The organism is Lysobacter sp. TAF61 (assembly GCF_052113485.1).
Lineage (GTDB): Bacteria > Pseudomonadota > Gammaproteobacteria > Xanthomonadales > Xanthomonadaceae > Lysobacter_J.
Genome location: NZ_JBFRDH010000007.1, coordinates 231,855 through 250,654 on the forward strand (window position 1 = coordinate 231,855; position 18,800 = coordinate 250,654).

The window sequence follows — 18,800 nt, forward strand, 5'->3', positions numbered from 1 at the left end:
AGATGGAGCCTTCCGCGAGCCTTTTGTATACGCTGTATACATGAGCCGCCCGACCGACACCGCCAACCGCATCCTCCGCGCCGCGCTGGTGCTGTTCGATCGCGAAGGCGCGGCCGGGGTCAGCATGCGCCGTGTCGCGGCGGCGGTCGGGCTGACGCCGATGGCGATCTATCGCCACTTCCCCAATCGCGAGGCGCTGCTCAAGCGCATGAGCGAGGACAGCTTCGATGCGATCGCGCGCCACTGGCACGCGCGCGGGCGGGGCGGCGACGTGCGCGAGCGGTTGCTGGCCGTGCAGCGCATCTATCTCGATTTCGCCCTCGCCCACCCGCACCGCTTCGATCATGCCTTCTCGACGCCGCGCAGCGATGCCCGCCGCTTCCCGGAGGATTTCCATGCCCGCCTGTCGCCTACCCTCAACGTGGTCGCCGATGCCGTTGAAGACGCCATGCGCGCTGGCGTGCTGCGCCAGGACGATGTCTGGGACGTGACGATGACGCTGTGGGCGCACACGCACGGTTTGATCGCGCTGTACCGCGCCGGGCGTTTCAGCTTCGACGAGGCCGCCTTTCGCCGCTATTACGATGCCTCGCTGCAGCGGCTGCTGACCGGCCTGCAGCAGTAGCCTGCGGCGGCCGTTACGGCACGCGCACGCGCGGCTGCACCGGAGGGATGTCGTTCGGCGGCGGCGGCTCGGGCATGGGCTCGGTTTCGAGCTGGTCGCGTTCGCGTTCCTTGCCCACGCGCCAAGCGTCGTGGTCGGCCTGCTTCTGATCGTATTGCTGGCGCAGTTCGTTGCCGCGCGTTGGATTGGCGCCCCGCTCGCGCTCGTACTGGGCGCGATCGGACTGCAACTGCTGGTCGGCACGATCGATGTCGTTGCGCACGCCGTCGGCCTGGACGCGGCGACTGGCCGCGTCGATGTCACGACTGAGCTTGGCGGCGTCGCTGCCAGCGCGCGTGGGCTTGCTGCTCACCGGCGAGGTGGGCGGCGGTATCGGCGCGACCAGCGGCGGCGGCTGCAACGAGTTCGACTGCGCATGCACGCTCGTCGCCGCCAGCCATGCAGCGAGCGCCACGACAACCGGCAGCGACGACTTCACGGCCTAGTAGATCGACGGATCGAGGTGACGCAAGGCGTCGGCGATGTCGGTCTGGCCGGTGCGGTCGATGTCGCTGCGCGCGTAGCTGCGTCCGGGCCCCTGGTTGCACAGTGGCTTGCCGGTCTTGCGATCGACCGGGCGGATGCGCGAACCGGTGGACTGCAGGCAGTTGGATGGCGTTTGCAGCTCGGACTTGTCCGCAGGTGCGTCCTGGGCGGCAACCGCTTCACTGTGCCCGGAGGCGCTCTGCGCCGGAGCGGCCTGCGCCGGAGCGACCTGCGTCGCGGCGGTCTGCGCGGGAACTGCGAACGAAGCAGCGAGCAGACCAGCAATGCTCACCGCAATCAAAGTGCGGGACATGCGCTTCATGGCATCACCTTTGGCATCGTGCCAGCGACAGGGCGGCGGCATTGCCGCGATTCCACGATACGCCCGCCATGGCAGCCGGGTGGCGGCCACCGCGTGACCATTCAGTCCTTCGTCAGGCTTGTGGACAGATCGTCCGGCGGCCTTCACGGAACGCCACGGCCTCGGCCTCGCTGACCGGTCGCGGCTCGCTGCCATCGTCGAACAGCACCCGCCACTGGCCGTCCGCGCCGCGGTGCCAGACCGAGTGGAAGTCGCCTATCCGGTAGCGATGCTCCGCCTTGGGATCGGGGTCTTCGAACAGCGACGGCCCGCTCGACCAGGCGATGTCGCCGACGCCGCCGATGGTGGTGCGGGTCGGATACCAGTCCAGCCTGACGCGCTTGCCATCGATGATCGCGCCCCAGCGCCGGGTGATCTCGTCGCGGCCGCGGGTCGGTTCCGGGCCGCTCGCGCCGAACGCCGCATCGGCTTCCACGTGCGCGGCAAAGGCAACGGCATCGTGCTCGGCCACCGATCGGGCAAAGCTCAGCTCGCGTGCCCAGACCCCGCATTCCTCTCCGCTCAACTGCACCGCGGGCACAGGCTTGCCCGGCGGCTGCCCGGCTACGGCGGTTGCGCTTGCGAGAACGAAGAACAGGGCCATGCCTGCACGGCCTGCGAGTGGCTTCATGACGACGCTCCCGGAACCAGGCGCCACTATCGGCAAGGTCGCCGCCGCGGACCAGCGACGAAAGTCATGCCGAGGTCATGCCGAGGTCATGCCGACTCATTCCAGGGTGCCGCCGAAGTCCTGCCGCAACACGGGCTGGCTATCATCGGCCGATGCCTTCGAACCGTTTCGCGGCCGCGGCCGCCTGCCTGACCCTCCTCCTCGCCACGATCCTGGCCGGTTGCTCCACTCCGCCGCCGCGCGCATTGCCGGCGGCGCCGTCAGCCCCGTCCGCCGCACGGGCCAATGCCCTGCTGCTGGTGTCGATCGACGGTTTCCGCGCCGACTACCTCAACCGCGGCATCACCCCGAACCTGGCGCGGATCGCCGCACAGGGGGTGCGCGCGCGCTGGATGAATCCGTCCTACCCGTCGCTCACCTTTCCCAACCACTACACCCTGGTCACCGGCCTGCGCCCGGACCACCACGGCATCGTCCACAACAGCATGTGGGACGACGGGCTTGGCACCTTCCGCGCGGCCGATCGCGATGCCGTGGCCATTCCGCAGTGGTGGGGCGGCGAGCCGATCTGGGTCGGCGCCGACAAGGCCGGGCTGCGCACGGCGACGATGTTCTGGCCGGGCAGCGAAGCGGCGATCCAGGGCCGCCGTCCGCAGCGCTGGCTGCCGTTCGACAAGGACCTCAGTGCCAACGCCCGCGTCGAGCAGGTCCTGGCATGGTTCGCCGAACCCGCGGCGACGCGACCGCAACTGGCAACGCTGTACTTCGACCAGCTCGACGTGGCCGGGCACGACCACGGCCCGGACTCGCTGCAGGTCCGCCAGGCCGTCGTCGCGATAGACATGGCCATCGGCCGCCTGCTCGATGAGCTGGCTGCGCGCGGACAACTCGATCGCATCGATCTGATCGTGGTGTCCGACCACGGCATGGCCAACGTCGGCCCCGGGCATGCCATCGCCGTCGAAGACATGGTCGCGCCGGACGACGCCACCGTCGTCTCGATCGGCCAGTCGATCGGCATTGCCCCAAAGCCCGGTCGCGAGGCATTTGTCGCAGCGCGCCTGCTCGGTGCGCATGCGCAATACGATTGCTGGCGCAAGGCCGGACTGCCCGCACGCTGGCGCTACGGCAGCAATCCGCGGGTACCGCCAATCGTTTGCCAGATGCATGAAGGCTGGGACGCATTGCCACGCGAAAAGCTCGCGCAACGACCGGCCGGCATCACCCGCGGATCGCATGGCTTCGATCCGGCGCTGCCATCGATGCGCGCGATCTTCCTCGCACGCGGCCCTTCGTTCCGCACTGGCGCGGTGCTGCCGGCGTTCGATAACGTCGATGTCTATCCGTTGCTGACGCGGCTGCTGCAGATCCCGGCCGCGCCCAACGACGGCGACCCGGCCACGTTGCTGCCGGCGCTGCGCGAGGCGCGCGCCCACTGACGGCGTGCCCACTCGCGGCATGACCGCCCCGGAAGGAGGCCTGCGCGGGCCTGCCACGTCGATGTCCGAATCCGGCCAGTCCGCCCCGTTCGGCGGTGCTAGCCTGCAACCATGACGACGACGCCCCCCAGCCATTCCGACGTCCTTCCCGACTGGCAGGTCTGCGAGCAGGCCCGCAAGAGCCGCGACCCGCGCTTCGACGGACTGTTCTTCACCGCCGTGCCGAGCACGCGCATCTATTGCCGCCCGGTCTGCCCGGCGCCGATGGCGAAGAAGGTGGCCTATTACCGCCACGCCGCGGCAGCCGAGGCCGCCGGATTCCGCCCCTGCCTGCGCTGCCGGCCGGAGCTGTCGCCGGACGACGGCAGCTGGCGTCGCGGCGATGCCGCGCTGGCGCGGGCACTGAAGCTGATCGATGACGGCGCGCTTTCCGAACAACCGCTGTCGGCGCTGGCCGAGCGCGTCGGTCTCGGCGAACGGCAGTTGCGACGCCTGTTCGTCGAACGCGTCGGCGTGGCGCCCATGGGCGTGCACGGCACCCGCCGCCTGCTGTTCGCCAAGCAGTTGCTGACCGAGACGACACTGCCGATCACCGAAGTCGCGCTCGCTTCGGGTTTCGGCAGCCTGCGCCGTTTCAACGACGCCTTCCGCGCCGCTTACCGCATGGCGCCACGCGACCTGCGCAAGCAGCGCGACCACGAACGCCACGACCGCAGCCAGGCGCTGACGCTGCGGCTGGGCTATCGGCCTCCGTATGACCTCGAAGCGATGCTCGACTTCCTCCGCGGCCGCGCCCTGCCGGGCGTGGAAGTCGTCGATGCGCACAGCTATTCGCGCGTGATCGGTCCGATCGAACAGGCCGGCTGGCTGCGCGTCAGTGCCTGGCCCGGCGGCGAGCATGCGCTGAAGCTGGAACTGCACGGTCCGGCGTCGTCGCGCCTGCTGGAAATCGTGCAGCGGCTGCGCCGCATGTTCGATCTGGACGCCGATCCGCAAGCGATTTCCGCAGCACTGTCAGCCGACCCGCGCCTGGCCCCGCTGCTGGCCAGGCGCCCGGGCCTGCGCCTGCCCAGCGGCTGGGACGGCTTCGAGATCGCCATGCGCGCGATCATCGGCCAGCAGGTCAGCGTGGCGGCTGCGCGCACCGTCGCCGCACGCCTGGCGCAACGCTTCGGGCAACCGCTGCCGCATCCGTTCGCACCCGGCCTGGAACACCTGTTCCCGACGCCGCAGGCACTGGCCGACGCCGACCTCAGTGCGATCGGCATGACCCGCGCACGCGCAGCGACGATCCACACGGTGGCGCGCGCACTGCTCGACGGCCGCGTCGACTTCCGCGCCGAGCGCACGCTCGACGACTTCACCGCACGCTGGGTGGCGCTGCCCGGCATCGGACCATGGACGGCGCAGTACATCGCCCTGCGCGCACTTGGCCATCCCGACGCCTTCCCGGCCGAGGACCTGGTGCTGCAACGCGCGGTCCCCGGCGACGGCTCGCGCCTGACCGCGAAGGCGCTGAACCTCGAGTCGCAGGCCTGGCGTCCGTGGCGCGGCTACGCCGTGTTCCACCTGTGGCGCAACACCATGACGCAACCGCTGCCACCGGTGACGAAGGTTGCCAAGGTTGCCGCACCTGCGGGCAAGACGACCGCGACCCGACGCCGCGGCGCGCCATCGGCGGGCGCGACGCCATGATCGTGCACACCACCATCGCCAGCCCGGTCGGCCCGCTGCTGCTGGCAGCGAGCGATGACGGCCTGCACCTGATCGAATTCCACACGCCCCGCCATCCGATGCGACGCAATGCTCAGTGGCGCCAAGGCGACAATGCGCTGCTGCGCCTGGCCACGCGCCAGCTCGACGAGTACTTCGCCGGCAAGCGTCGCGATTTCGAACTGGAACTGGCGCCGCAAGGCACGCCGTTCCAGCGCGAGGTCTGGCAAACGCTGGCGGCGATCCCCTACGGCGCGACGATCAGCTACGCGCAGCTGGCGCAACGCATTGGCAAACCGGCCGCGGTGCGCGCGGTGGGCGCCGCCAATGGCCGCAATCCGTTGCCGCTGGTGCTGCCCTGCCACCGCGTGATCGGCAGCGACGGCAGCCTGACCGGATTCGGCGGCGGCCTGCCCACCAAGCAGTTCCTGCTGCAGATGGAAGGCGCGCTGCCCACCATCTCTCAAAGCGCCAGCCTCGACCTTTTCGGCGCGCCCGCGTAGGGGTGCGCTCTCGCGCTACGCCAGCAACCGCGCCATCGCCGAACGGTAGCGCGCGGCAATCGTGGCGCGGTGCAGGTGATGTCCCCCTTCGACCACGCGTCGCCCGCCGACATGCACGTCACGCACGAGGTTGCGGTTGCCGCTGAAGATCCAGCGATCGATCGCATCGCCCGGTGTCAGCCCGAACAACGCCGGCGCGTCGGTGTCGAGCACTACCGCGTCGGCGAACCCGCCTGCCGCGAGCTGGCCGATGGCGTGTCCGGTGGACTGGCGCGCACTCGCGGACACGTCCTTCATCAGGGTCTCGCCCACGCTTGGCGATGCCGGCCGCACGGCGATATTGCGATGACGGGTGATCAGGCGTTGCCCGTATTCGAGCCAGCGCAGCTCCTCGACCGGCGACACCGAGATATGCGAATCCGAGCCGATGCCCCAGCGTCCGCCTGCAGCAAGGAAGTCGCGCAGCGGGAACAGGCCGTCGCCGAGGTTGGCCTCGGTGGTCGGACAGATCGCCACCGTGGCGCCGCTGCGGGCAATGCCCTGCACCTCCGCGGCGGTCAGGTGGGTGGCGTGGACCAGGGTCCAGCGCACGTCGACGGCGGCGTGATCGAGCAGCCATTCGACCGGGCGGGCGTTGCGGATCGCCAGGCAGTCCTGCACCTCGCCGACCTGTTCGGCGATGTGGATATGCACCGGCATCGCCGGCGGCAGCGCGGCCAGCACCGCCGCCATCGCATCGGCCGGTACCGCACGCAGGCTGTGCAGGGCGCAGCCGATGTGCAGGTCCGTACCGGCCTCCTCGCACAGCGTGTCGATCAACCGCAGATAGGCATCGAGGTCGTGCCCGAACCGGCGTTGGCGCTCGCCCAGGGCGCGGCCGTCGAAGCCGCCGGTCATGTACAGCACCGGCAGCAGGGTCAGGCGGATGCCGGTTTCGCGCGCGGCCGCGATCAACGCGCGCGACATCGCCGCCGGGTCGTCGTAGGGCCGGCCGTCCGGCGCGTGGTGCAGATAGTGGAACTCGCAGACCGTGGTGTAGCCGGCCTCCAGCATTTCCGCATAGAGCTGGGCCGCCACCGCCTGCAGCAGCTCCGGGCTGAAGCGCGCGGCGAACCGGTACATGGTCTCGCGCCAGGTCCAGAACGAATCCTCCGGATTGGTCTGGCGCTCGGCCATGCCGGCCATCGCCCGCTGGAATGCGTGCGAGTGCAGGTTGGCGATGCCGGGCACGACCCAGCTTGCACTGGCGGTGGGTTCGGCGCCCTCGACCGCGGCGATGCAGCCCTGGTCGTCGATGACGAAACCGGCATCGGCCTGCCAGCCGTCCGGGGTCCACAACATCGCGGCGTCGAGGGTCTTCATGGTCTCGATTGTCGCCCGCCGGGGTGGCGTTGGCGAATCGTCGGGCGCGACTGCTGCGATCGCGCAAACGTGGCTAGAATCGCTGCATGACCGCAAGCACCCATCAGGCCTGGGACGGCATCGTCCTCGGCGCCTCCCTGGCCACCCTGGATTCGCCACGGGGCTATGCGGAAATCATCGACGGCGCGCTGGCCTGGAAGGACGACCTGCTGACCTTCGTCGGCCCCCGCGCCGACCTGCCCGACGCCCCGCAGCGCCTGGCCCGTGAGGTGATCGAGAGCACGGGCTGGATCACGCCGGGCCTGGTCGATTGCCATACCCACCTGGTGTTCGCCGGCGACCGCGCGCGCGAGTTCGAACTGCGCCTGCAGGGCGCCAGCTACGAAGACATCGCCCGCGCAGGTGGCGGCATCCTCTCCACCGTCGCCGCCACCCGCGCCGCCGATGAGAGCGAACTGCTGAGGCAGTCGCTGCCGCGCGCGCACGCACTGATCACCGACGGCGTGACCACGCTGGAGATCAAGTCCGGCTACGGCCTGGATTTCGACAACGAACGCAAGATGCTGCGCGTTGCCCGGCGCCTGGAACAGCTGGGCGTCGGCGTGCGCACGACCTACCTGGCCGCGCATGCGCTGCCGCCGGAGTACGCCGGGCGCAGCGACGACTACATCGACGCGGCGATCGAATGGTTGCCGCGACTGCACGCCGACGGACTGGTCGATGCGGTCGATGCATTCTGTGAAGGCATCGGCTTCAGCCCCGCGCAGACGCGCAAGCTGTTCGAAGTCGCACGTTCACTCGGCCTGCCGGTCAAGCTGCACGCCGACCAGCTCAGCGACCTCGGCGGCGCGGCCCTGGCCGCATCCTTCGATGGCCTCTCGGCCGACCACGTCGAACACACCAGCCTCCAGAGCGTTCGTGCGATGGCGGCCCACGGCACCGTCGCGGTGCTGCTGCCGGGCGCCTTCCACGTGCTGCGCGAAACCCGCTTGCCGCCGCTGGATGCCTTCCGCGAACTCGGCGTGCCGATGGCGGTCGCCACTGACTGCAATCCTGGCACTTCGCCGCTGCAGTCGTTGCGCCAGGCGATGCAGTTGGCCTGCACGCATTTCCGCCTGACGCCCGAGGAAGCGCTGCGGGGCGCCACCGTCAACGCCGCGCGCGCGCTTGGCCTGCACGACCGCGGCGTGCTGCGCGTGGGTGCGCGCGCCGACTTCGCACTGTGGAACGTCCATCATCCCGCCGAGCTGTGCTACTGGCTCGGTGGCCGCCTCGCACAGGCCGTGCACGCAGGCGGGCATCGCGTCATCTGAGCATCGTTACCACTATCGGCATCCATGCGGGCGACTCCGCCCGTATTCGTTCACGCACGTTCTGGGGAGAAATCATGCGTTTTCCGTTCGTATTCGGCCTTACCCTGTCCATTGCCGCAGCGCCCGCGCTGGCCGCCAACAACGACGCTGCGCAGCGGCTGGCCCAGGACGCGATCATCGTCGACACGCACATCGATGCGCCGAGCGAGCTGATGTCGCACTGGGACGATCTGGGCAAGGCGACGCCCGCCAAGGAGTTCGACTATCCGCGTGCGCGCCAGGGCGGGCTCGACATCGCCTTCATGTCGATCTACACCTCGCCCGACGAGGACAACGCCGGCACGGCATGGCAGGTCGCCAACACCCAGATCGACGCGGTCGAGGCCATGGTCGGCCGGCACCCGGACCAGTTCGCCAAGCTCACCTCGCCGGCCGATGTCGCGCGCCTGCGCAGCGGCGGTCGCGTGCTGCTGGCGCTGGGCATGGAGAACGGTGCGCCGATCGGCGCCGATCTGTCGCAGCTGGCGTTGTTCCACCAGCGCGGCGTGCGCTACATCACGCTCGCCCACAGCGCCAACAACCGCATCAGCGATTCGTCCTATGCGCTGCAGAAGAAGTGGGGCGGGTTGAGTCCGTTCGGCGAGAAGGTGGTCGCCGAGATGAATCGCCTGGGCATCATGGTCGATGTGTCGCATCTGTCGGACGAGGCGATCAGCGATGTGCTGGCCGTGACCGACGTGCCAGTGATCGCCAGCCACTCGGGCATGCGCCACTTCACGCCGGGCTTCGAGCGCAACATCAGCGATGAGCTGGCCAAGGCGGTCGCGGCCGAGGGCGGTGTGGTGCAGCTGGTGTTCGGCACCGGCTTCATCGATGCCAAGGCGGCGTCGGATCTGCAGGCTTCGTTCCAGGCCGAGGCGGATTTCGATCGCGAGAATGCGGCGCTGGTGGCTGCCGGCAAGCCGGCGCGCTCGAAGGACGACTTCGAGGAGGCGTGGAAGGACGCGCACCCGATGCCGGTCACGCACATCGACGCGGTGCTGGACCAGATCGACTACGCGGTGAAGCTGATCGGCATCGACCACGTCGGCATCGGTTCGGACTTCGATGGCGTCAGCGGCAATCTGCCGGCCGAGCTGCAATCGGTTGCGGACTATCCGAACCTGGTTGCCGGTCTGCAGAAGCGCGGCCATTCCGATGCGGACATCCGCAAGATCCTCGGCGGCAACCTGCTGCGGGTGTGGACTGCGGTGGAGAAGGCAGCGACTTCACGCTGATGCGTTGATGCGGCTCGGCTTCGGGGTGGCGCTGTCCGCAGGGACAACGCTTGGGTGCGTCGAGGCACGGTCTTGGGCAGCTGAAAACAAAAAAGCCCCGCCGGAGCGGGGCTTTTTCGTTTGGAACCAGCGCCGGGGCGCTTATTCCTTGGAAGCGGTCTTCTTGGCAGGCGCCTTCTTGGCAACCGGGGCCTTGGCCACGGTCTTGGTCGCCTTCTTGGCGACCGGCGCAGCGGCGTTGCCGGTGGCCTTGGTCACGGTCGAGCTGCTGCGGGCGTTGCCGTAGCTGGAGTTGTAGCGCTTGCCTTTGGCGGTCTTGCGGTCGCCTTTACCCATGGTCGTGCTCCTGGAACTATCGAAAATCCGCACACAGGTGCGGCGTTATAAGAATGCGCGGCCGCAAAGTTTAGCACGGGCCCGCCCCCGCCCCCCATTTCCCACGGCACGCTCCGCCGAGCGCCCGAGCCTGGATCCCGGCATACGCCGGGATGACACGCCCCAACCGCACCAGAGCCCCCTTGGTAAGGGGGCGCCCCGGCAGGGGCGGGGATCGGGAGGCGACAGCTGGGGCCCTGAATTTGCACCGCAAATTTTGGGATCGGCTTTGAATGCGCAGCTTTCAAACTAATGCACGCAGCTCGCGTCATGAACGTGGCCGTGGTTCAGGCGCAGGTTCGCCAGGTGGCCCAGACCCACCAGCGTGCCGCCCAGCGTCATCGCGATGGCGTGTGGGATCACGCTTTCGTGCAGCGGGCGGAACATCACGCCCAGCCACAGCAGCAGCAGGCCCGGCACGACCAGCGACAACGCGCGCAGGCCATGGTGGCGGCGGTAGCCCGAGAGCGTGCTGAAGAGCCCCAGGGAGGTGGCGAAGATCACGAACCCGGCCTCGAAGCTGCTTCCCAGCCATGTCGCAACGCCCAGCGACGGCAACGTCGCAATCAGCACCGGCAACAGCGCGCAGTGGATCGCGCACAGCAGCGAGCCAAAGGCGCCGAGGCGGTCGATCAGGCTGCGGGGGCGGATGGGCGGCATGAGCATGACTTCCGGGGGAGTGCAGAAGCGCGGACTGTTATAATATAACATTCCACGGAATCCGCCACGCCACTTTACCCGAACCCATGCCAAACCGCTGCATGCCCCGCCGCCTCCCCCTCGTCCTGGCCCTGGCCATCGCCCTCCCCCTCGCCGCCCAGGCCGCCCAGCCGGCCGATGAAGTCCCCGACCAGCACGACCACCAGACCACCGACCTGGCCGGCGTCGAGGTCAAGGCGACCCCGCTGGCGGGCACCGCGGAGGATCTGGCGCGCCCGGTCGAGGTGCTGTCTGGCGAGAAGCTCGACGAGGTCAAGGCGAACTCGATCGGCGAGACCGTCAGCAAGCTACCCGGCGTGCAATCGTCGTACTTCGGCCCCGGCGTCGGCCGGCCGATCGTGCGCGGCTTCGACGGTGCGCGCGTGCAGGTGCTGAGCGACGGCCTGGGCTCCGGCGACGTGTCCACGGTCAGCGTCGACCACGCGGTCAGCGTCGAGCCGTTCCTGGCCGACCAGATCGAGGTGCTGAAGGGCCCGGCGACCCTGCTCTATGGCAGCGGTGCCATCGGTGGCGCGGTCAACGTCGTCGATGGCCGCATTCCCGAGGCGGTGACCGATGAGCCGCTGCAGGGCCGCGCCGAGGTGCGTGGCAATACCGTCAACGACGAGAAGAGCGGCATGTTCCGCCTCGATGGCACGTCGTCCGGTGGCGGTTTCGTGTTCCACGCCGATGGCCTGCACCGCGAGACCGGTAATTACGACATTCCCGGCTACCCCGAGAGCGCGCAGCGCATGGCGGCCGAGGGCGAAACGCCGGATCCGGCCGACAAGGGCACGCTGCCCAACAGCGCGGTGCGCACCGACAGTGGCGCGCTTGGCGTGACCTGGATCGGCAGCCGCGGCTTTGTCGGCGTCGGCGCCAGCCTGTTCAACACGCTCTACGGCATCCCCGGCGCCACGCACGAAGGCGAAGAAGGGCCGGTCACCATCTCGATGGACCAGCACCGCTACGAACTGCGCGGTGGCCTCGACAACCTCGGACCGTTCAAGTCGCTGCGGGCAAAGGTCGCACGCACCGAATACACCCACACCGAATTCGAAGGCGAGGAAACCGGCACCATCTTCGAGAACACCAGCACCGAAGGACGCATCGAACTCGTCCACGAGCCGCTGCTCGGCTGGGACGGCGCAGTGGGCCTGCAATGGGGCCAGCGCGACTTCGAAGCGATCGGCGCCGAAGCCTTCGTGCCGCCGTCGAAGTCGAACGACGCCGGCCTGTTCTGGCTGGGCCAGCATGCCTACGGCCCGGTCAAGGCGGAGCTGGGCGCGCGCGTCGACCGCAACCGCATCGACGTCGATGACGCGATCGCGATCGGCCCCGATCGCGACTTCAACACCAGCAGCCTGTCGGCCGCGCTGAAGTGGGACATCAACCAGTCCTGGCACCTCTCGTTCGGCCTGGACCGCGCGCAGCGCTCGCCGACGTCCGAAGAGCTCTACTCCGACGGCCTGCACGTCGCCACCTCGAGCATCGAACTGGGATCGCCGAACCTGGATGTGGAGACTGCCAATCGCGCCGAGGTCGGGCTGCACTGGCACAACGGGCCATTCAAGCTCGGCGCGTCGCTCTACCACGTCCGCTATGACGACTTCATCTACCTGGCCGACACCGGCGTCGAGGACGTCGATGGCCCGGTGCGCGTGTGGACCCAGGACAACGCCCGCTTCAACGGCGGCGAAGCCGAAGCCAGCTGGAACTTCGCCGACAACAACAGCGGCACCTGGGAAGCGCGCGTGTTCGGCGACATCGTCCACGGCGAACTCAGCGGCAGCGGGACGCGCGAGCTGAGCTTCTCGGTGCCGCATGGCGATCACAGCGACGAGTACACGGTCGACCTCGCCCGTGGCGGCAACCTGCCGCGCATCGCCCCCGGCCGTATCGGTGGTGAGCTGCGCTGGGAACTGGGCCGCTGGCGCGCGTCGATGGGCGCGGTCCGCTATGCCAAGCAGGACGACGTGGCCGAGTTCGAAAGCGCGACGCCCGGCTACACCCTGGTCGATGCGCACGTGGCCTGGCACCGCGACACCGCCGCCGGAAACGCATGGGAACTGTTCGCCGACGGCAGCAACCTGCTCGACGAGGAAGCGCGCGTACACACGTCGTTCCTCAAGGACGTCGCCCCGCTTCCGGGCCGCGGCGTCGCCTTCGGCGTGCGCGCGTTCTTCTGACGCCAGCACGTCATTCCCGCGAAGGCGGGAACCCAGTGACTCGACCCCCACCGTCATCCCGGCGAACGCCGGGATCCATTCAACTCGCGCCTGCTGCGGCCCAGCTCAGGCCGCTTCCTTACCCGCGCAGTTCGCGCAGACGCCGTGCACTTCCAGCGTCTGCGCCTGGGCGGTGAACCCCAGCGCGCGTGCACGCGAATCGAGCAGCTCGACGATGCGCTCGTCTTCCAGCTCGGTCGCCGACTGGCATCGGTCGCAGATCAGGAACGGCACCGCGTGCTGCGCCGCGCCCGGATGGTGGCAGCCGACGAAGGCGTTGATCGAAGCGAGCTTGTGGATGAAGCCGTGCTCGAGCAGGAAGTCGAGGGCGCGGTACACCGTCGGCGGCGCCGCGGCATCGTGCGTGGCCTTCATCTGATCAAGCAGTTCATAGGCCTTGACCGGCCGACCCGCATCGGCAATCAGGCGCAACGCATGCGCGCGGATCGGCGTGAGCCGCAGGCCACGCTGCTCGCACGACCGCTCCACCTCCTGCACGAAGGCGTCGCCATCGTGGACGTGGTGCTTGGGGTCGGTGCAGGCGTGGTCGTGTTGGCTCATCGGCGGATCGTCAGGGATGACCCTGATTTAGGCCCCGGCCGGCAGTTTTGCAAGGGCTGCGTCGATGCGCGCCACCGCCTCGCCTTGCCCCGCCAGGTAGACGGTATGGGAGATGTCCGGGCTGACCTGGGTGCCGGTGACGGCCACGCGCAGCGGCTGGGCAACCTTGCCCATGCCGATGCCGAGCGCCGCGGCAGTCTCGTGCAGGGCCGCCGACACGCTTTCGGCGCTCCACTGCGGGAGCGCGGCCAGGCGCTCGCGCGCATCGGCCAGCGGCGCGCGCGCCGTCGCGACCAGGTGCTTGGCGACAGCGGCATCGTCGTACTGCGTCAGCGGCTGGAACCACACCGCGGCGCGCTCGGCCATCTCCTTGAGGGTCTGCACGCGATCACGCAGGGCGATGACGACATCCTTGGCCGCCGGTCCCTTGTCGAGGTCGTAGCCCTGCTCGCGCAGATGCCACAGCAGATGCTCGCCGACCTCGGCCGGATCGTCGGATTTCAGGTACTGCTGGTTCAGCCAGCCGAGCTTGGCCGGGTCCAGGCGCGAAGCCTTGGAATTGACGTCCTTGAGATCGAACAGTCCGGTCATCTCCGCGATCGAGAACACTTCCTGATCGCCGTGCGACCAGCCCAGACGCACCAGGTAATTGAGCAACGCGTGCGGCAGGTAGCCCATGTCGCGGTACTGCATGACGTCGGCGGCGCCGGTGCGCTTGGACAGCTTGGCGCCTTCCGGGTCCAGGATCATCGGCAGGTGGGCGAAGTGCGGCACTTCCGCGCCCAGTGCGTGATAGATGTTGATCTGGCGCGGGGTGTTGTTGACGTGATCGTCGCCGCGCACGACATCGGTGATGCCCATGTCCAGGTCATCGACCACGACCGCGAAGTTGTAGGTCGGATAGCCGTCGGATCGGAAGATCACCAGGTCGTCGAGCTCGCCATTGGCAAACTCGATGCGGCCCTTGACCTTGTCGTCCCAGGCAACCACGCCGTCATACGGATTCTTGAAGCGGATGACGCGGTTGGGATCGTCGCGATAGCCTTCCTTGCGCTCACGGTAGGCACCGTTGTACCGCGGCTTGTCGCCGGCGACGATGGCGGCCTCGCGCATCGCCTCGAGCTCCTGCTTGGTCTCGTAGGCGTAGTAGGCGGTGCCGGCCGCGATCATCTGCTCGGCGACCTCGCGGTAACGATCCAGGCGCTGGGTCTGGTAGATCGGGCCCTCGTCGTAATCCAGCCCGAGCCAGTCCATCGCCTGCAGGATGGCGTCGATCGCCTCCTGGGTGCTGCGTTCGCGGTCGGTGTCCTCCACGCGCAGGATGAACTGCCCGCCACGGCGCCGCGCTTCCAGCCAGCAGTACAGCGCGGTGCGAGCGCCGCCGATGTGCAGGTAGCCGGTGGGACTGGGGGCGAAACGGGTGCGGCAGCTCATGCGGGGCTCGGGGTACGGCGGAAAACGGGGATTTTACCGGAGTGGCGGCCCGGCGACCGAACCGGGCAACCGTTCGTCCAGAACGCAGCGCCGCAGGCACGAAGTCGAAGCATCGCCCGGCCTCAGCCACAAGCCCGTGCCCTAGAATCACACCATGACCACCTTGTTCATCTCCGACCTCCACCTGGACGCCGAGCGTCCGCAGATCACCGAGCTGTTCGGCCAGTTCATCCGCAACGAAGCCCGTGGCGCCGACGCGCTGTACATCCTTGGCGACCTGTTCGAGGCCTGGGTCGGCGACGACGACCCGTCCGAAACCGGCGCCTTCGTCGCCGGCGAGCTGCGAGCGCTGCACGACTCGGGCGTGCCGGTGTACTTCATCCGCGGCAACCGCGATTTCCTGGTCGCGGAGGAATTCGCCCGCCGCGCCGGCGCGCGCATCCTGCCCGATCCGACGGTGGTGGTGCTGTACGGCCGCCCCACCCTGCTGATGCACGGCGACCTGCTGTGTACCGACGATGTCGCCTACCAGCAGTTCCGCACGCAGACGCGCAATCCGCAGTGGCAAGCACAGTTCCTCTCGCAGCCGCTGGCGGCACGCATCGCCTTCGCCCAGCAGGCACGTGCCGCGAGCAAGGCGCACCAGAGCGGCCTGAAGACCCAGGGCACGATGGAAACGATCACCGACGTCGCGCCGGCGACGGTGGAAAGCACGATCAGCCGCTTCGGCATCGAGACGATCATCCACGGCCACACCCACCGCCCGGCGATGCACGAACTCGAAGTCGACGGCCACGCCTGCCTGCGCATCGTCCTGGGCGACTGGTACGACCAGGGCTCGGTGCTGCGCGTGAGCGCGGATGGGTACGACCTGCAGACGATTGGCTGACATCACCCCAAGTCACCGGGTTCCCGCCTTCGCGGGAATGACGGCTTTCAGACGAAGACCATGAAACGAATTGCCGGAGCGGCGTCCACCGCGCCGGGGATTGCGTAGCAGCGGGACATGGATGTCCCGCGCCCGGCATAAAGACAGGATGTCGTCTGCCGCAGAAGGCCCCTACCCCGCCAGTTTCTCCAGCGCCGCCAGCTCCTCGTCATCGAATCCGGCCGCACTGCGCGCGGCATGATTGAACGGCCCGTACAGCACCGCCCGCGCGTACTCGCCGAGCAGCTCCCGGAACCTCGGCGCGGGCTCGATACCGGCGCGTTCGCAGTACCAGCGGAACCAGCGTGACCCCGCGGCGACATGCGCCACTTCCTCGCGCAGGATCACCTCCAGGATTTCGGCAGTGGCATCGTCGCCAAGCGAACGCAGCTTGACGATCATCGCCGGCGTCACGTCCAGGCCGCGCGCTTCCAGCACGCGCGGCACCAGCGCCATGCGCGCCAGGCCGTCGTGCGCGGTCTTCTCGGCCATTTCCCACAGACCGTTGTGCGCATCGAAACTGCCGTAGTCGCGATCGAACTCGCGCAGGCGCGCACGCAACATCGCGAAGTGGCGCGCCTCGTCGGCGGCCACGCCTACCCAGTCGGCGTAGAACCCGAATGGCATCCCGCGAAAACGGTAAGCCGCATCCCAGGCCAGGTCGATCGCGTTGAACTCGATATGGGCGATGGCGTGGATGAACGCCGCACGGCCGTCGACCGTGCCGAAGCCGCGCTTGGGCAGATCGCGCGGATGCACCAGCAGCGGGCGCTCCGGGCGCCCGGGCATCCGGATTGGCTCCGGCGCAGGCGCCGCCTCATCGATGACCAGTTCGCCGCGGGCGAAGGCTTCGGCCGCGGCGAAAGTCAGCGCCAGCTTGTCGTCCGGCGTGGACGCGTCCAGGCAGCCACGGGCGGCGGCGAACAGCGTGCCGCTCATCAGCGCGCCAGTTTCGGCATGCAGGCCATGCCGGTGTCAGTGCGAGGTTTCGTCCGCCGGCGGGCAGCCCCAGCCATCCGCATAGCCGCGGTGCGACTCGGCCAGCTCGCCCAGCTGCAACTCCAGCGCGGTGATGGCCGCGTGCGACGGCGCCATCACGCGCACCACGCACACCTGCCAGACGCCTTCCTCGTCGACTTCCGCGTCCTCGACCATCAGGTCGGGCAATGCCGCGGCGGCTTCGATGAACGCCTCGGCATCGCTCTCCTCGGCGAACACATGGAAGAACTCGATGCCACGCGGCACGTCGAGGTCATCGCCGTCGTCGAGCATCTGCCGCAGCACCTGGCCGTTCTCGTCGTCGGGGATCATCATGCGGCGCAGTTCGTGCATGGCTCAGGCCCTCCGCGTCTTTTTCGCTTCGTCCGAACGCAGTTGCTTGATGCGCTCGAAATAGCCCGGCTCGATGCCGGTGACGTACTCGCCGTTGAAGCACGACGAATCGAAATGCTCGATGCGGTGCTTCGGACCGGACACGGCCTCTTCCAGGTCCGACAGGTCCTGGTAGATCAGCCAGTCGCAGCCGAGCAGCTTCTGCACTTCGTCGTCGCTGCGGTCGTGCGCGACCAGTTCCTCGGCCGACGGCATGTCGATGCCGTAGACATTGGGGAAGCGCACCGGCGGCGCGGCCGAGGCCAGGTAGACCTTGCGCGCACCGGCATCGCGCGCCATCTGCACGATCTGCTTGGACGTGGTGCCGCGCACGATCGAATCGTCGACCAGCAGCACCACGCGGTTGCGGAACTCCAGCGGGATCGGGTTGAGCTTGCGGCGCACCGACTTCGCGCGCTCGCCCTGGCCCGGCATGATGAAGGTGCGGCCGACATAGCGGTTCTTGATGAAGCCTTCGCGGTACTTGATGCCAAGCACGTTGGAGATTTCCAGTGCCGCGTCGCGCGAGGTGTCGGGGATCGGGATCACGGTATCGATGTCGTGGTCCGGCCACAGGCGCAGGATCTTCTCGCCGAGCTTCTGGCCCATGCGCATGCGCGCCTTGTGCACCGAGACCTCGTCCATCATCGAGTCCGGACGGGCGAAGTAGACGTACTCGAAGATGCACGGCGTGTGCTGGCGCGGTTCGGCGCACTGGCGGCTGAAGAACTCGCCGCGTGGCGTGATCACGATCGCCTCGCCCGGGCGGACGTCGCGCAGGCGTTCGAAACCGAGCAGGTCGAGGGCGACCGACTCCGACGCAACCAGGTACTCGTCCTGGCCATTGCCCTGGCGCCTGCCCAGCACCAGCGGACGGATGCCGTTGGGATCGCGGAACGCGACCAGGCCCAGGCCGAGCACGGTGGCAACCACCGCAAACCCGCCGACACAGCGCCGGTGCACGCCCTCGATGGCGCGGAACGTGGCCTCCGGGTTCAGCGCCTTCTGCGTGTCGAGCTCATGCGCGAACACATTGAGCAGCACTTCCGAATCGGACTCGGTGTTGACGTTGCGGCGGTCCTGCTCGAACACCTCGCGACGAAGCTCGTCGGTGTTGATCAGGTTGCCGTTGTGGGCCAGTGCGATGCCGAATGGCGAGTTGACGTAGAAGGGCTGCGCCTCGTCGGAGCCTTCGCTGCCGGCGGTGGGATAGCGGCAGTGGCCGATGCCGACGCGGCCTTCCAGCAGGGCCATCGCCTTGGCGTCGAAGACCTCGTTGACCAGGCCGTTGCCCTTGTGCACGCGCAGCTTGCTGCCGTTGGCGGTGGCGATGCCGGCGGCGTCCTGGCCACGATGCTGCAGCACCGTCAGACCGTCGTAGAGCTGCGCCGCGACGTCGTTGTGGCCGACGATTCCGAGAATGCCGCACATGGTGATGAGTCCTGCTGAGTAAAA

19 protein-coding genes are annotated in these 18,800 nt (G+C 68.5%); 8 read left to right on the top strand and 11 right to left on the bottom strand.

The window, feature by feature from the left end:
• Nucleotides 1-40: 40 nt before the first annotated feature.
• The gene (locus AB4Y64_RS16325) at nucleotides 41-625 is read left to right on the top strand and encodes a TetR/AcrR family transcriptional regulator (protein WP_441817521.1); all 585 of its coding nucleotides are present in this window, start codon (nucleotides 41-43) and stop codon (nucleotides 623-625) included.
• Between the two features lie 13 nt (nucleotides 626-638).
• Here AB4Y64_RS16325 and AB4Y64_RS16330 read toward each other — a convergent pair whose 3' ends face one another.
• The 3 genes from AB4Y64_RS16330 to AB4Y64_RS16340 form a co-directional block, all read right to left on the bottom strand.
• Complete coding sequence (locus AB4Y64_RS16330; RefSeq protein ID WP_441817522.1) at nucleotides 639-1,103, bottom strand: hypothetical protein; 465 nt, start codon at nucleotides 1,101-1,103, stop codon at nucleotides 639-641.
• A gap of 3 nt (nucleotides 1,104-1,106) precedes the next feature.
• Nucleotides 1,107-1,472, bottom strand: coding sequence for a hypothetical protein (locus AB4Y64_RS16335; protein ID WP_441817523.1), 366 nt, complete (start codon nucleotides 1,470-1,472; stop codon nucleotides 1,107-1,109).
• 112 nt (nucleotides 1,473-1,584) lie between these two features.
• Nucleotides 1,585-2,142, bottom strand: a complete 558-nt coding sequence (locus tag AB4Y64_RS16340; protein WP_441817524.1) for a YybH family protein — start codon at nucleotides 2,140-2,142, stop codon at nucleotides 1,585-1,587.
• A 152-nt stretch (nucleotides 2,143-2,294) separates the two neighbouring features.
• Between AB4Y64_RS16340 and AB4Y64_RS16345 the strand changes: the two genes are divergently transcribed.
• From AB4Y64_RS16345 to AB4Y64_RS16355, 3 genes are all read left to right on the top strand, one after another.
• The gene (locus AB4Y64_RS16345) at nucleotides 2,295-3,581 is read left to right on the top strand and encodes an alkaline phosphatase family protein (RefSeq protein ID WP_441817525.1); all 1,287 of its coding nucleotides are present in this window, start codon (nucleotides 2,295-2,297) and stop codon (nucleotides 3,579-3,581) included.
• Nucleotides 3,582-3,692: 111 nt separating this feature from the next.
• Complete coding sequence (locus AB4Y64_RS16350; protein WP_441817526.1) at nucleotides 3,693-5,276, top strand: AlkA N-terminal domain-containing protein; 1,584 nt, start codon at nucleotides 3,693-3,695, stop codon at nucleotides 5,274-5,276.
• Nucleotides 5,273-5,797 (top strand): methylated-DNA--[protein]-cysteine S-methyltransferase, encoded by a 525-nt coding sequence (locus tag AB4Y64_RS16355; protein WP_441817527.1) that lies wholly within the window; start codon nucleotides 5,273-5,275, stop codon nucleotides 5,795-5,797. The genes AB4Y64_RS16350 and AB4Y64_RS16355 overlap by 4 nt, the downstream gene beginning before the upstream one ends.
• Before the next feature lie 15 nt (nucleotides 5,798-5,812).
• Here AB4Y64_RS16355 and AB4Y64_RS16360 read toward each other — a convergent pair whose 3' ends face one another.
• Nucleotides 5,813-7,159, bottom strand: coding sequence for a formimidoylglutamate deiminase (locus AB4Y64_RS16360; RefSeq protein WP_441817528.1), 1,347 nt, complete (start codon nucleotides 7,157-7,159; stop codon nucleotides 5,813-5,815).
• 86 nt (nucleotides 7,160-7,245) lie between these two features.
• On the opposite strand from AB4Y64_RS16360, the gene hutI reads away from it, so the two are divergent.
• A complete protein-coding gene (gene hutI, locus AB4Y64_RS16365; RefSeq protein WP_441817529.1) occupies nucleotides 7,246-8,472 on the top strand; it encodes an imidazolonepropionase in 1,227 nt (408 codons plus the stop codon).
• Between the two features lie 74 nt (nucleotides 8,473-8,546).
• Nucleotides 8,547-9,749, top strand: a complete 1,203-nt coding sequence (locus tag AB4Y64_RS16370) for a dipeptidase (RefSeq protein WP_441817530.1) — start codon at nucleotides 8,547-8,549, stop codon at nucleotides 9,747-9,749.
• Between the two features lie 141 nt (nucleotides 9,750-9,890).
• On the opposite strand, the gene AB4Y64_RS16375 is transcribed toward AB4Y64_RS16370, so the two are convergent.
• Nucleotides 9,891-10,085, bottom strand: coding sequence for a 30S ribosomal protein THX (locus AB4Y64_RS16375; RefSeq protein ID WP_441817531.1), 195 nt, complete (start codon nucleotides 10,083-10,085; stop codon nucleotides 9,891-9,893).
• 288 nt (nucleotides 10,086-10,373) lie between these two features.
• Complete coding sequence (locus tag AB4Y64_RS16380; RefSeq protein ID WP_441817532.1) at nucleotides 10,374-10,784, bottom strand: MerC domain-containing protein; 411 nt, start codon at nucleotides 10,782-10,784, stop codon at nucleotides 10,374-10,376.
• A gap of 101 nt (nucleotides 10,785-10,885) precedes the next feature.
• Between AB4Y64_RS16380 and AB4Y64_RS16385 the strand changes: the two genes are divergently transcribed.
• A complete protein-coding gene (locus tag AB4Y64_RS16385; RefSeq protein ID WP_441817533.1) occupies nucleotides 10,886-13,012 on the top strand; it encodes a TonB-dependent receptor in 2,127 nt (708 codons plus the stop codon).
• 105 nt (nucleotides 13,013-13,117) lie between these two features.
• On the opposite strand, the gene AB4Y64_RS16390 is transcribed toward AB4Y64_RS16385, so the two are convergent.
• Entirely contained in the window at nucleotides 13,118-13,612 is a 495-nt protein-coding gene (locus AB4Y64_RS16390; RefSeq protein WP_441817534.1) for a transcriptional repressor, read from the bottom strand.
• A gap of 27 nt (nucleotides 13,613-13,639) precedes the next feature.
• Entirely contained in the window at nucleotides 13,640-15,046 is a 1,407-nt protein-coding gene (gltX, locus tag AB4Y64_RS16395) for a glutamate--tRNA ligase (RefSeq protein ID WP_441817535.1), read from the bottom strand.
• Between the two features lie 154 nt (nucleotides 15,047-15,200).
• Here gltX and lpxH point away from each other — a divergent pair, with 154 nt between their 5' ends.
• The gene (gene lpxH, locus AB4Y64_RS16400) at nucleotides 15,201-15,935 is read left to right on the top strand and encodes a UDP-2,3-diacylglucosamine diphosphatase (protein ID WP_441817536.1); all 735 of its coding nucleotides are present in this window, start codon (nucleotides 15,201-15,203) and stop codon (nucleotides 15,933-15,935) included.
• 171 nt (nucleotides 15,936-16,106) lie between these two features.
• Here lpxH and AB4Y64_RS16405 read toward each other — a convergent pair whose 3' ends face one another.
• The 3 genes from AB4Y64_RS16405 to purF are packed head-to-tail and all read right to left on the bottom strand — an operon-like array spanning nucleotide 16,107 to nucleotide 18,776.
• Entirely contained in the window at nucleotides 16,107-16,913 is an 807-nt protein-coding gene (locus AB4Y64_RS16405) for a ferritin-like domain-containing protein (RefSeq protein WP_441817537.1), read from the bottom strand.
• A 36-nt stretch (nucleotides 16,914-16,949) separates the two neighbouring features.
• Nucleotides 16,950-17,306 (bottom strand): ribonuclease E inhibitor RraB, encoded by a 357-nt coding sequence (locus AB4Y64_RS16410; RefSeq protein ID WP_441817538.1) that lies wholly within the window; start codon nucleotides 17,304-17,306, stop codon nucleotides 16,950-16,952.
• Nucleotides 17,307-17,309: 3 nt separating this feature from the next.
• Nucleotides 17,310-18,776, bottom strand: a complete 1,467-nt coding sequence (gene purF / locus AB4Y64_RS16415; protein ID WP_441817539.1) for an amidophosphoribosyltransferase — start codon at nucleotides 18,774-18,776, stop codon at nucleotides 17,310-17,312.
• Nucleotides 18,777-18,800 lie beyond the last annotated feature (24 nt).

Excerpts from the sequence above, each read along its gene's own strand:
- AB4Y64_RS16325 (WP_441817521.1), top strand. The coding sequence starts at position 41 with ATGAGCCGCCCGACCGACACCGCCAACCGCATCCTCCGCGCCGCGCTG.
- AB4Y64_RS16335 (WP_441817523.1), bottom strand. The coding sequence starts at position 1,472 with ATGAAGCGCATGTCCCGCACTTTGATTGCGGTGAGCATTGCTGGTCTG.
- AB4Y64_RS16340 (WP_441817524.1), bottom strand. The coding sequence starts at position 2,142 with ATGAAGCCACTCGCAGGCCGTGCAGGCATGGCCCTGTTCTTCGTTCTC.
- AB4Y64_RS16345 (WP_441817525.1), top strand. The coding sequence starts at position 2,295 with ATGCCTTCGAACCGTTTCGCGGCCGCGGCCGCCTGCCTGACCCTCCTC.
- AB4Y64_RS16350 (WP_441817526.1), top strand. The coding sequence starts at position 3,693 with ATGACGACGACGCCCCCCAGCCATTCCGACGTCCTTCCCGACTGGCAG.
- AB4Y64_RS16355 (WP_441817527.1), top strand. The coding sequence starts at position 5,273 with ATGATCGTGCACACCACCATCGCCAGCCCGGTCGGCCCGCTGCTGCTG.
- AB4Y64_RS16360 (WP_441817528.1), bottom strand. The coding sequence starts at position 7,159 with ATGAAGACCCTCGACGCCGCGATGTTGTGGACCCCGGACGGCTGGCAG.
- hutI (WP_441817529.1), top strand. The coding sequence starts at position 7,246 with ATGACCGCAAGCACCCATCAGGCCTGGGACGGCATCGTCCTCGGCGCC.
- AB4Y64_RS16370 (WP_441817530.1), top strand. The coding sequence starts at position 8,547 with ATGCGTTTTCCGTTCGTATTCGGCCTTACCCTGTCCATTGCCGCAGCG.
- AB4Y64_RS16375 (WP_441817531.1), bottom strand. The coding sequence starts at position 10,085 with ATGGGTAAAGGCGACCGCAAGACCGCCAAAGGCAAGCGCTACAACTCC.
- AB4Y64_RS16380 (WP_441817532.1), bottom strand. The coding sequence starts at position 10,784 with ATGCCGCCCATCCGCCCCCGCAGCCTGATCGACCGCCTCGGCGCCTTT.
- AB4Y64_RS16385 (WP_441817533.1), top strand. The coding sequence starts at position 10,886 with ATGCCCCGCCGCCTCCCCCTCGTCCTGGCCCTGGCCATCGCCCTCCCC.
- AB4Y64_RS16390 (WP_441817534.1), bottom strand. The coding sequence starts at position 13,612 with ATGAGCCAACACGACCACGCCTGCACCGACCCCAAGCACCACGTCCAC.
- gltX (WP_441817535.1), bottom strand. The coding sequence starts at position 15,046 with ATGAGCTGCCGCACCCGTTTCGCCCCCAGTCCCACCGGCTACCTGCAC.
- lpxH (WP_441817536.1), top strand. The coding sequence starts at position 15,201 with ATGACCACCTTGTTCATCTCCGACCTCCACCTGGACGCCGAGCGTCCG.
- AB4Y64_RS16405 (WP_441817537.1), bottom strand. The coding sequence starts at position 16,913 with ATGAGCGGCACGCTGTTCGCCGCCGCCCGTGGCTGCCTGGACGCGTCC.
- AB4Y64_RS16410 (WP_441817538.1), bottom strand. The coding sequence starts at position 17,306 with ATGCACGAACTGCGCCGCATGATGATCCCCGACGACGAGAACGGCCAG.
- purF (WP_441817539.1), bottom strand. The coding sequence starts at position 18,776 with ATGTGCGGCATTCTCGGAATCGTCGGCCACAACGACGTCGCGGCGCAG.